This is a genomic window from Pseudomonas sp. Sample_14, assembly GCF_004307515.1.
In the GTDB taxonomy this organism is placed as follows: Bacteria; Pseudomonadota; Gammaproteobacteria; order Pseudomonadales; family Pseudomonadaceae; genus Aquipseudomonas; species Aquipseudomonas atacamensis.
Window position 1 is genome coordinate 24009 of record NZ_RCOC01000092.1, and the last position, 11971, is coordinate 35979.

11 protein-coding genes are annotated in these 11971 nt (G+C 57.3%); all 11 read right to left on the reverse strand.

Annotated features, from left to right (window positions below; all coding sequences use genetic code 11):
• Positions 1-29 precede the first annotated feature (29 nt).
• The 11 genes from D8U61_RS21710 to hisC all read right to left on the reverse strand — a co-directional run bounded on the left by D8U61_RS21710 (position 30) and on the right by hisC (position 11970).
• Positions 30-1472, reverse strand: a complete 1443-nt coding sequence (locus tag D8U61_RS21710; RefSeq protein ID WP_125926371.1) for a mannose-1-phosphate guanylyltransferase/mannose-6-phosphate isomerase — start codon at positions 1470-1472, stop codon at positions 30-32.
• A 391-nt stretch (positions 1473-1863) separates the two neighbouring features.
• Positions 1864-2754 (reverse strand): glucose-1-phosphate thymidylyltransferase RfbA, encoded by an 891-nt coding sequence (gene rfbA / locus D8U61_RS21715; RefSeq protein ID WP_125926372.1) that lies wholly within the window; start codon positions 2752-2754, stop codon positions 1864-1866.
• On the reverse strand, positions 2751-3644 hold the full coding sequence (gene rfbD / locus D8U61_RS21720) for a dTDP-4-dehydrorhamnose reductase (protein ID WP_125926373.1): 894 nt from the start codon (positions 3642-3644) through the stop codon (positions 2751-2753). The genes rfbA and rfbD overlap by 4 nt, the downstream gene beginning before the upstream one ends.
• Positions 3641-4717 carry a dTDP-glucose 4,6-dehydratase gene (rfbB, locus tag D8U61_RS21725; RefSeq protein WP_125926374.1) on the reverse strand — a complete coding sequence of 359 codons (1077 nt, stop codon included), beginning with the start codon at positions 4715-4717 and terminating at the stop codon, positions 3641-3643. Before rfbB ends, rfbD begins: the two co-directional genes overlap by 4 nt.
• A gap of 222 nt (positions 4718-4939) precedes the next feature.
• The gene (locus D8U61_RS21730; protein WP_125926375.1) at positions 4940-5179 is read right to left on the reverse strand and encodes a LapA family protein; all 240 of its coding nucleotides are present in this window, start codon (positions 5177-5179) and stop codon (positions 4940-4942) included.
• Positions 5180-5209: 30 nt separating this feature from the next.
• Entirely contained in the window at positions 5210-5506 is a 297-nt protein-coding gene (ihfB, locus tag D8U61_RS21735; RefSeq protein ID WP_007950920.1) for an integration host factor subunit beta, read from the reverse strand.
• Between the two features lie 153 nt (positions 5507-5659).
• Positions 5660-5938: a hypothetical protein gene (locus tag D8U61_RS21740; RefSeq protein ID WP_110646032.1), complete on the reverse strand. Its 279-nt coding sequence runs from the start codon at positions 5936-5938 to the stop codon at positions 5660-5662.
• Between the two features lie 192 nt (positions 5939-6130).
• Complete coding sequence (gene rpsA / locus D8U61_RS21745) at positions 6131-7816, reverse strand: 30S ribosomal protein S1 (protein ID WP_016770920.1); 1686 nt, start codon at positions 7814-7816, stop codon at positions 6131-6133.
• 119 nt (positions 7817-7935) lie between these two features.
• Positions 7936-8625, reverse strand: coding sequence for a (d)CMP kinase (gene cmk, locus D8U61_RS21750; RefSeq protein WP_024013869.1), 690 nt, complete (start codon positions 8623-8625; stop codon positions 7936-7938).
• Complete coding sequence (locus D8U61_RS21755) at positions 8622-10829, reverse strand: bifunctional prephenate dehydrogenase/3-phosphoshikimate 1-carboxyvinyltransferase (RefSeq protein WP_241663648.1); 2208 nt, start codon at positions 10827-10829, stop codon at positions 8622-8624. The genes cmk and D8U61_RS21755 overlap by 4 nt, the downstream gene beginning before the upstream one ends.
• 28 nt (positions 10830-10857) lie before the next feature.
• Positions 10858-11970: a histidinol-phosphate transaminase gene (gene hisC / locus D8U61_RS21760; protein ID WP_016770923.1), complete on the reverse strand. Its 1113-nt coding sequence runs from the start codon at positions 11968-11970 to the stop codon at positions 10858-10860.
• Position 11971 lies beyond the last annotated feature (1 nt).

The following is an 11971-nucleotide window of genomic DNA, read 5'->3' on the forward strand; positions in this document are numbered from 1 at the left end:
CGACCTGACTTGCCTATGCCGAAGTACTGTTAATTATCGACGCGGCCGTAATTATCTTCGAAACGAACGATATCGTCCTCGCCAAGATAGTCACCACTTTGCACTTCAATCATCACCAGGTCTATGACGCCGGGGTTCATCAAACGGTGCTGATGACCAGCACGAATGAACGTGGACTCGTTGGTGTTCAGCATCAACTCCTGCTGGTCGTTGATGACCTTGGCCATCCCACTGACGACGATCCAGTGTTCGCTTCTGTGATGATGCATCTGCAAGGACAACGAAGCCTTCGGTTTCACCACAATGCGTTTGATTTTGAAGCGCTCGCCGTTCTCCAGGGTTGTGTAGGTTCCCCAAGGGCGATGCACGGTACGGTGGAGCAAATGAACCGTGTGGCTGGCCGCCTTGAGCTGATTGACGATATGTTTTACATCTTGGGCATGATCTTTATGGGCGATCATCACCGCGTCCGGGGTATCGATGACCAGCAAGTCTTCAACACCCACCAGCGCAGTCAGCCGATCTTCACTGTTCACGTAGTTATTGCGGGAATTGTGGGACAACACCTCGCCTTCAAAACGGTTGCCGTTTTCATCAGCCTCGGTCAGCTCACTGACAGCGTTCCAGGAACCGATGTCACTCCAACCGATATCACAAGGAATGGTCGCTACTTTGGAGGAGCGCTCCATCAATGCGTAATCGATGGAGATGTCCGGAACCTCTGCGAATGCATCAGCATCGAGTGCCAGGCAACGATATTTGTCAGAGGAAGTGAGGCGCGAACGTTCAATGGTTTTGCTGACGGCTGCCAATACGTCCGGGGCATGCTGAAGAAGTTCTTCCAGAACAGTGCCGACCCGGAAGCAGAACATTCCGGAGTTCCAGTAGTAGTTGCCTGCACTGACGTAGCCTTCAGCGGTTTCAAGATTGGGCTTTTCGACGAAGCGCGCTACCTTCAGGCCATCTTTCAGAGGTGCATCTTTCTGCGCTTCGATGTACCCGAACCCTGTTTCAGGATAGGTCGGCTGAATACCGAAGGTTACCAGCCAGCCTTCGGCGGCAAGCACTACCGCATTGGCTACTGCCGCAGCGAATGCTGTTTCATCTTTTATCAGGTGGTCTGCCGCCAGCACCAGCATTTGGGCATCCGGGCCATGGGTGGCTTCCAGTTGAAGCGCTGCGGCAGCAACGGCGGCAGCTGTATTGCGTCCGAAAGGCTCAAGAATGAAACCCTGGGAGTGTTTAAGCGTACTGACTGCGCCGTACTCGTCTTCGGTCTTGAACAGGAGTTCTCGGTTGGTCACCGTAAGAACCTCCACAACCCCTTCCAGACGCGAAGCTCGAAGGAAGGTTTTCTGGATCAGATTCTGGCCATCTGGCAGATCCATGAACGGCTTTGGATGGGCCTCTCGAGAAACGGGCCACAACCGGCTACCCACTCCGCCAGACAAAATTACGGGAATCAGTTCCATGCTCTATATCCTTAATCCCCTCCTGGCAGACATGTCCAGAAAGCGGGGCTCATTTATGTTTCCCTGCATCGTAATCGTTACAATTTTTTGTTGGAAACGACTGCAGGGTGGCAGTTCAACTTCGACCTGAACCCATCGGCTTTATACCTGGCGCCTCTTGGATTGACCTCATTTACCACTTGTCGGAAGCCTTTCCTTGAAAGGTAAAACGGGTCAATCGACATTCAGGTGCGATGATGGATTGGGTCTGATAATTCTGCACGCCATTCTACAGGTAATACCGGGATTTAATAACTCATGCAGGGGACCGAAGACAAAAATCCTTTGAAATGAAGCAAGTGTTTCAAGCGCAACACATCAAAATAACATCACCACCAATATCAATCAGATCTCAACGGCCGGTTAGCTCCAACAGTTTCCCCAAGTAATGCCCATAGCCGGTCTTTCCGAGGCGCTGTGCCTGAGCAGCCAACTCAGCGGCGGAAATCCACCCGCTGCTGTAAGCGATCTCTTCCAGGCAGGCAACTTTCAGACCCTGACGCTTCTCAATGGTATGCACAAAGTGGCTCGCCTCCAGCAATGAATCATGAGTACCGGTATCCAGCCAGGCGAAGCCGCGACCGAGTATTTCGACGTTGAGGGCTTGCTGCTCGAGGTACGCACGGTTGACGTCAGTAATTTCCAGCTCGCCGCGCGCAGAGGGCTTGATATTTTTAGCGATCTCGACCACTTGGTTGTCGTAGAAGTACAGGCCGGTGACCACGTAGCTGGATTTAGGCTTCAGCGGCTTTTCTTCGATGCTCAAGGCTCGGCCGGAAGCGTCAAATTCGACTACACCAAAGCGCTCCGGGTCGGAAACGTGATAGCCGAATATGGTCGCGCCGTGTTCTTGAGCACTGGCGGAACGCAGATTGTCCGAGAAATGCTGGCCGTAGAAGATGTTGTCTCCCAGGATCAGGCAGCAAGGATCCTTGCCGATGAATTCCTCGCCAATGATGAAGGCTTGTGCCAGACCGTCCGGGCTAGGCTGCTCGGCGTAGGCCAGCTTGATGCCGTACAGACTGCCGTCACCCAGCAATTTTTGAAAATTTGGCAAGTCTTCCGGCGTGGAAATAATCAGGATTTCGCGTATACCGGCGAGCATCAGCACCGACAGCGGATAAAAGATCATCGGCTTGTCGTAGATCGGTAGCATCTGCTTGGACACGCCGAGGGTCAACGGATGCAGACGAGTGCCCGAGCCGCCAGCGAGGATGATGCCTTTGCGATTTAACGTGGTCATTTATGCAGCACTTCCATAAGCATTCGGGTGACACCAATTCGCCAATCCGGCAAATGTAGAGAAAAATTGTCACGCAGCTTCTGAGTATTCAACCGGGAGTTCAGAGGACGACGGGCCGCTGTTGGGTAAGCCGCTGTGACTATCGGGGTGATCTCCGTGACGGCGAGCTCTTCGCCATTGGCCCTGGCAAAACCGATCACATGGCTGGCGTAGCCGTACCAGGATACTTCGCCGGCGGCGGCCAGGTGATACAGGCCTGCCAGTTGAGGGCGCTGCAAGACTTGCTGAATGGCCAACGCCGTCACGTCGGCAATCAGATCTGCGCCGGTCGGGGCGCCGATCTGGTCGGCGATGACATTCAAGGTGGCATGCCCCTTGGCCTGACGCAGCATGATCTTGGCAAAATTGTTGCCGCGCGCGCCATAGACCCAGCTGGTGCGAAAGATCAGGTGCTTGCAGCCTGAGACAGCGATCGCTTGCTCGCCGGCCAGTTTGCTCGCGCCGTAGTGATTCACCGGGGCGACGGCATCGGTCTCTTGCCATGGCTTCAGGCCTTCACCGCTGAACACGTAGTCGGTGGAGTAGTGAATCAACCAGGCGCCTGAAGAGGCAGCCTCTTCAGCCATGACTTGACTTGCCTGGACGTTCACTCGGTCGGACAGCTCTGTCTCGGATTCAGCTTTATCGACGGCGGTGTAGGCCGCAGCGTTGACGATGACCTTGGGTTTCACCTGTCGGATCGCTGCACGCAGTGCATCGAGGTCAGACAGGTCGCCACTCAAACCATCAACTGGGTGACGGTCCAGCGCGACCAACTCGCCAAGCGGCGCAAGGGAGCGTTGCAGCTCCCAGCCCACCTGGCCGTTTTTTCCCAACAAGAGGATTTTCATGCATTGTCCGAACGAGTCATGTAGTTCTGGTTGATCCATTGCTGGTAGCTGCCACTCTTCACGTGAGCCACCCACTCAGCATTGTTGAGATACCACTCGACGGTTTTGCGGATACCGGTTTCAAAAGTTTCTTCCGGCGTCCAGCCCAGCTCGCGTTGAATTTTGCTGGCGTCGATAGCGTAACGCTGGTCGTGACCCGGGCGATCCTGTACGTGAGTGATCAGGCTGGCGTGTGGACAATGAGCGGAGTCTGGACGCAGTTCGTCGAGCAGCGCACACAGGGTATGCACCACTTCAATGTTTTGCCTCTCATTATGACCGCCAATGTTATAGGTCTCGCCGATTACGCCTTCGGTCACAACCTTGTAAAGTGCGCGGGCATGATCTTCGACGTACAGCCAATCACGAACCTGATTGCCTTTGCCATACACCGGCAGCGGCTTGCCTTCGAGTGCGTTAAGAATGATCAGCGGGATCAGTTTCTCAGGGAAGTGGCATGGGCCGTAGTTGTTCGAGCAGTTGGTAACCAGTGTCGGCAGGCCATAAGTGCGGGCCCAGGCACGAACCAAGTGGTCGGAGCTTGCCTTGCTGGCCGAGTAAGGCGAGCTTGGCTGGTAAGGCGTGGTTTCGGTGAACAGGTCTTCCGGACCTTCCAGGTCTCCGTAAACTTCGTCAGTCGAAATATGGTGGAAGCGGAAGTTGGCTTTGCGCGTGTCTTCCAGCGCAGCCCAGTAGTGGCGCGCAGCTTCGAGCAGCGTGTAGGTCCCGATGATATTGGTCTGAATGAACTCGGACGGGCCGGAGATCGAGCGATCGACGTGGGATTCTGCCGCGAGGTGCATGATGGCATCGGGCTGGTGTTCACGCAGGACACGGTCGATCTGATCACGATCGCAGATGTCGACGCGCTCGAAGGCGTAACGCGAATTCTGGCTGACTTCTGCCAAAGACTCCAGATTACCAGCGTACGTCAGCTTATCAACGTTAACCACCGCATCGGAAGTGTTGGCGATGATGTGACGGATGACTGCCGAGCCTATGAACCCGGCGCCGCCGGTAACGAGAATTTTCACGTAAAACGATACCCTTGAGCTGCGAACAGCGCTGCCAGCAAGCGCGGTCTAATCCATGAATGCAAAAGCCACCATCAGTTGGCATCCGTCAGAGTCAGGCTGAATCAATATGCATCAGACTCGATCGACAAGAGACGCATTTTTACAGCTTAATGATGCTTTTACTAATGGATAAAGACAGGCTGAGGCGCAATTTCGACAGATGCCGTGCGCCTGTCGCCTTTAGACCAGTCGCTTGCGTCCCGCTCTGGACGAACGTCCAAGAAACCAGCCCAAAATTGGACCGATGAGCATGCCGATCAGCAACGCCAGCACCGCAACAACCGACACCGGCAACTGCGGGCCGGAAAAACCCAGAAACAAAAGCGAAACCGATTGCTGGTTTTCCAGCACAAACGCTAGGACAACCAGAACCACCAGCAGAAGAAAAACGCCAACCAGTATGCGTTTCAGGTTACGCATTCACGCCCCCTTGAATTTGAATAGCGAAGATCAAGCGCCCTCCTCCTCTTCCTCATTCACGCGGTCACGCAATTCCTTGCCCGGTTTGAAATGCGGAACGAATTTACCGTCCAGACTTACCGACTGGCCGGTCTTTGGATTGCGGCCGACGCGCGGTGCGCGGTAGTGCAGGGAGAAGCTGCCAAATCCACGGATCTCGATACGATCACCAGTGGCGAGGCACTGAGACATTTGTTCAAGCATGGTCTTGATGGCCAGCTCCACATCCTTGGATGAGAGTAGCCCTTGATGGGTGACAATTCGTTCGATCAACTCCGACTTCGTCATATTTTTCCCTTCTTTTTCAAGCAGCTAGATCAGCGCTTGAAAGGTTTTAGCATGCCCGGAAGATTTTGAACAGCCCAGGGATTGACATATCTTTCCCGGGGTCAAAACGCCCATTTTCAGGGCACTCCAGTGGCGAGTCGGATCGCCGCTGCCCTAACGACACATCACCAGCATGGTCCGGGTCACGAAGCCCGCCGGATTGAAGCCAAACGGGTATTCGTCTTCATCTTTGGCATCGTCAGAGCGGGTGATGACCTTGTAGCCCTTGCCTTTGCATTCCTTGGCCGCACGCTTCTGACACTTCTCCCAACCGGAACCAAGCCCAGAGCAATCGACCTCGATACCACTGACGCCGCGCACCGCATGGGTTTTCGCACTGGTGGTGCACCCTGCCAGCGCCAAGACCACTGCAACAACAAGTAACTTGTTCATCCACTTCCTTATGCCAGGCAAGCCTGACGACTAATGCTCAAGATCAAGCTTAGTCGCGAATAGGCGATTGATCCGATTAAAGAAACAGACCCGCAGCCGAAGCTATTGGTTTCATGCACGGACGTACAAAGACCAAATCGCAGGCACAAAAAAGGGCGACCGAAGTCGCCCTTTTTAATGATCAACCAGAACTCAGTTCTGTTTGGCCATTGCTTGACGCAGCAGTGCCGCCATAGTGGTGTCAGCTGCTTCGCCTTCCGGAGCTGCTTTCAGGCTCTGGATGGCTTCTTTCTCTTCAGCGTCGTCTTTCGACTTGATCGAGAGCTGGATTACGCGGCTCTTGCGGTCAACGCTGATGATCTTGGCTTCAACTTCCTGGCCTTCTTTCAGAACGTTGCGCGCGTCTTCAACGCGGTCACGGCTGATTTCGGAGGCTTTCAGGGTAGCTTCGATGTCGTCGGCCAGAACGATGATGGCGCCTTTGGCGTCAACTTCTTTCACGGTACCGGTCACGATAGCGCCCTTGTCGTTAACCGAGACGTACTCGGAGAACGGATCGCTTTCCAGTTGCTTGATGCCCAGGGAGATGCGCTCGCGCTCTGGGTCAACCGACAGGATGACGGTGTCCAGCTCGTCGCCCTTCTTGAAACGACGTACGGCTTCTTCGCCCACTTCGTTCCAAGAGATGTCGGACAGGTGAACCAGACCGTCGATGCCGCCGTCCAGACCAATGAAGATACCGAAATCGGTGATCGACTTGATGGTGCCGGAGATCTTGTCGCCCTTGTTGAACTGGCCAGAGAAGTCTTCCCATGGGTTCGACTTGCACTGCTTGATGCCCAGGGAGATACGACGACGCTCTTCGTCGATGTCCAGAACCATGACTTCCACTTCGTCGCCGACTTGTACGACTTTCGAAGGGTGGATGTTCTTGTTGGTCCAGTCCATTTCCGAAACGTGTACCAGACCTTCAACGCCTTCTTCCAGCTCAGCGAAGCAGCCGTAGTCGGTCAGGTTGGTAACACGAGCGGTAACGCGAGTGCCTTCTGGGTAACGGGCTTTGATAGCAACCCATGGATCTTCGCCCAGTTGCTTCAGGCCCAGGGAAACACGGTTGCGTTCGCGATCGTATTTCAGAACCTTGACGTCGATTTCGTCACCAACGTTGACGATCTCGGAAGGATGCTTGATGCGCTTCCAGGCCATGTCGGTGATGTGCAGCAGGCCGTCCACGCCACCCAGATCGACGAATGCGCCGTAATCGGTGAGGTTTTTGACGATACCTTTGACTTGCTGGCCTTCCTGCAGGGATTCCAGCAGAGCTTCACGCTCGGCGGAGTTCTCGGCTTCGAGGACGCTGCGACGGGAAACGACAACGTTGTTGCGCTTCTGGTCCAGCTTGATGACCTTGAATTCCAGCTCTTTGCCTTCCAGGTGCGTGGTGTCGCGCACTGGACGGACGTCAACCAGGGAACCTGGCAGGAACGCACGGATGCCGTTAACGTCGACAGTGAAGCCGCCTTTAACCTTACCGTTGATAACGCCCTTGACCACTTCCTCGGCTGCGAAGGCTGCTTCCAGAACGATCCAGCATTCAGCGCGCTTGGCTTTTTCACGGGACAGCTTGGTTTCGCCAAAGCCGTCTTCAACCGAATCCAGAGCAACGTGAACTTCATCACCAACGTTGATGTTCAGTTCGCCAGCATCGTTGTAGAACTGCTCAAGCGGGATGAGTGCTTCAGACTTCAGACCAGCGTGAACGGTTACCCAGCGAGCCTGGTAATCGATATCAACGATAACACCGGTGATGATGGAGCCTGCCTGAAGGTTCAGGGTTTTCAGGCTTTCTTCAAAGAGTTCCGCAAAGCTTTCGCTCATTTTAATTCCTGTAGATGAGGGCGAAGTAAACGCCCATCTCCACACCCCAGACGGTGTGGGTTAGTTTCATTTAAAAGAAGCACCGCAGGACTATGACTGGTCCCCTGCGACCTTCTTGGTCACCCGGCGATATCGCGAATGGCGATCTCGCTCATGATGCGTTCAAGCACCTGATCGATGGAAAGCTCCGTTGAATCCAGCTGAATCGCGTCGGCCGCCGGCTTGAGCGGGGCTACTGCGCGCTGGGTGTCACGCTCATCGCGTGCACGGATCTCATCTAGCAGACTCGACAGACTAACACCCTCGACTTTGCCCTTCAACTGCAAATATCGACGGCGCGCCCGTTCCTCGGCACTGGCGGTGAGGAAAATCTTCAGTGGTGCATCCGGAAAAACCACCGTACCCATGTCGCGACCGTCGGCCACCAGGCCCGGCGCTTCCTGGAACGCACGCTGGCGCTGCAGCAGCGCCTCGCGCACAGCGGGCAGCGCAGCCACTTGCGAGGCGCCGGAACCGACACTTTCGGTGCGAATGACATCGCTGACTTCGTCGCCTTCGAGAATGATCCGCTGCAGTTGACCTTCGGTCGCGGCGATGAACTGCACATCCAGATGAGCGGCCAGCGTTTTCAGCAACTCTTCATTGGTCAGGTCGACGCCATGGTTGTGCGCAGCAAACGCGAGCAAGCGATAAAGCGCACCGGAATCCAGCAGGTTCCAGCCCAGACGCTTGGCCAGAATCCCGGCGACCGTGCCTTTGCCGGAGCCGCTTGGCCCATCGATGGTGATGACCGGTGCAATGTTTTTCACGACTGAGCCTCTTGTGCCACACGAATGCCGACTTGCCCGCACAGCGCGAGGAAGTTGGGGAACGAGGTCGCGACGTTGGCACAATCGTGGATGCGGATCGGTGCGGTAGCGCGCAACGAGGCGACGCTGAACGCCATGGCGATACGGTGATCGCCGTGACCGTGCACTTCACCGCCGCCGATCTGGCCGCCGTCGATGATGATGCCGTCCGGGGTCGGTTCGCACTTGACGCCCAGCGCCAGCAAGCCGTCCGCCATGACCTGAATCCGGTCGGATTCCTTGACGCGCAGCTCTTCTGCGCCGGTGAGCACGGTACGCCCTTCGGCGCACGCAGCAGCAACGAACAGGACCGGGAATTCGTCGATCGCCAGCGGCACCAGCGCCTCCGGAATCTCGATACCTTTGAGTTTAGCTGCCCGCACGCGCAAGTCAGCCACTGGCTCGCCGCCGACTTCACGCTGGTTTTCCAGAGTGATATCGGCGCCCATCAGACGTAGGATATCGATCACGCCAGTGCGGGTCGGGTTGATGCCGACGTGCTCGAGCACCAGCTCGGAACCCTCGGCGATCGAGGCCGCGACCAAGAAGAATGCCGACGACGAAATATCGCCCGGCACTTCGATGTGAGTCGCGGTGAGCTTGCCGCCGCACTCGACCGAAGCCGTGGCGCCGTCGACGCTGACCGAGTAGCCGAAGCCGCGCAGCATGCGCTCGGTGTGGTCGCGGGTCGGTGCCGGCTCGGTGACGGTGGTCTTGCCTTCGGCATACAGACCGGCAAGCAGCAGACAGGATTTCACCTGGGCACTGGCCATCGGCATGGTGTAGGTCAGACCCTTGAGCTTGTGGCCACCGCGAATGGTCATCGGTGGACGACCTTCAGCAGCGGTCTCGATGACCGCGCCCATTTCCCGCAGCGGATTGGCCACGCGATTCATCGGACGCTTGGACAGCGAAGCGTCGCCGGTCAAGGTGCTATCGAAGTTCTGCGCCGCCAGCAGGCCGGAGAGCAGACGCATCGAGGTGCCGGAGTTGCCCAGATAGATCGGGCCCGGCGCAGGTTTCAGGCCGTGCAGACCAACACCGTGGATTGTCACGCGGCCGTGGTGCGGGCCTTCGATGACCACGCCCATGTCGCGAAACGCCTGCAAGGTCGCCAGGGCGTCTTCGCCCTCGAGGAAGCCTTCGACTTCGGTGACGCCTTCGGCCAGCGAGCCGAGCATGATCGAACGGTGGGAAATCGATTTGTCACCCGGTACGCGAATCCGACCGGACAGGCGGCCACCAGGTTGAGCCAGGAAGATCAGATCGTTGGAATTCATAGCGTCCACATAGGCCCTGCGGGCCAGGATTTTACTGAAATGCTCGCGGGCAACCCGGGCGCGCGTGAAAACGCCCAATAATTGGTGCCCATCCCCTGCATCGACCGCGTCGCGCAAGGCGTCGAGGTCGCTGCGAAATGTATCGAGTGTGCGCAGGACAGCCTCGCGGTTGGCGAGGAAGATGTCGTGCCACATCACCGGGTCGCTTCCGGCGATTCTTGTGAAATCGCGAAAACCACCGGCAGCGTAACGGAAGATCTCCAGATTTTCATTGCGCTTGGCCAATGAATCGACCAGACCGAAGGCCAGCAGGTGCGGCAGATGACTGGTCGCGGCGAGGACTTCGTCGTGACGCTCGACCTGCATGTGCTCGACATCGGCGCCCAGTTCGCGCCAGAGACGATCGACCAGCGCCAGCGCGGCAGGATCGGTCTGCTCGAGCGGCGTCAGGATCACCTTGTGCCGGCGGAACAGCTCGGCATTCGAGGCTTCCACCCCGCTCTGCTCGGAACCGGCAATCGGGTGCCCGGGGACGAAGCGCGCCGGCATGCCGCCGAACGCTTCGGTCGCGGCGCGCACCACGTTGCCTTTGGCGCTGCCGACATCCGTAAGAATCGCCTGCCCCAGATCCATGACAGCCAGACGCGCGAGCAGTTTTTCCATGGCCAGAATCGGCACCGCCAGCTGAATCACATCGGCACCGACGCAAGCCGCCGCCAAATCATCTTCGCAGCGATCAACCACACCCAATTCGACCGCGAGCTTGCGCGATTGCGGGTCGAGATCAACACCAACCACCTCACGGCACAGGCCGCTTTCACGCAAACCCTTGGCAAACGAACCACCGATCAACCCCAGACCGACCACCACAAGGCGACCGATCATAGGTGCAGCAGGTTGCAGCGCAGTGACATCAACCACGAGCCAGAACCTTGCGCAGCGCCTCGAGGAAACGGCTGTTTTCCGCCGGCAGACCGATGGTCACCCGCAGGTGGTTCGGCATGCCGTAATTGGCCACCGGACGCACGATCACGCCTTCGCGCAGCAAGCCCTGGAAAATTGGCGCCGCCACCTGGCCGAGATCGACGCAGATGAAGTTGCCTTTGGATTCGATCCAGCCCAGCCCCAGCTCACGGAAACCGGCCTGCAACTGCTGCATGCCGGATTCGTTGAGCTGACGGCTTTGCGCCAGATATTCCTCGTCCTTCAGCGCCGCACACGCCGCCGCCAGGGCGAGGCTGTTGACGTTGAATGGCTGACGAACGCGGTTCAGCACGTCCGCCACCACAGGCGTCGACAAGCCATAACCGACGCGCAGCGCAGCCAAGCCATAGGCCTTGGAGAAGGTGCGCGAAACCAGCAGGTTCGGGTACGCAGCGAGGAAGTCGAGACCGTCCGGCAAATCACTGCCTTCGGCGTACTCGATGTAAGCCTCGTCGAGGACTACCAGCACATGCTCGGGAACGTCCTGCAGGAATTCGTCCAGCGCTTCGGCGCCGAACCAGGTGCCGGTCGGGTTGTTCGGGTTGGCGATAAACACCACGCGAGTGTTGGCATCGATGGCTGCGAGCATCGCCGGCAAGTCATGGCCCCAGTCTTTGGCTGGAACGACTTTGGCCTGCGCACCGACAGCTTGGGTAGCGATCGGATACACCGCGAAGGCGTGCTCACTGAACACCGCATTCAGGCCCGGCGCCAGATAGGCACGCGCAACCAGCTCAAGAATGTCGTTGGAGCCATTGCCCAGCGTGACCTGGTTCAGCTCGACGCGGCACTGCTCGGCGAGCAGCGACTTCAGGGCGAAACCATTGCCGTCCGGGTAGCGGGTCAGCTCGGCCAGCTCTTCGCGGATCGCCGCCAATGCCTTCGGGCTGGCGCCCAATGGGTTTTCGTTGCTCGCCAGTTTGACAATTTTTGCCGGATCCAGATCCAGCTCGCGCGCCAGTTCGTCCACAGGCTTGCCCGGAACGTACGGCGAAAGTTGTTGCACGCCCGGCTGTGCCAGAGCGAGGAAGTTGCCACTCATT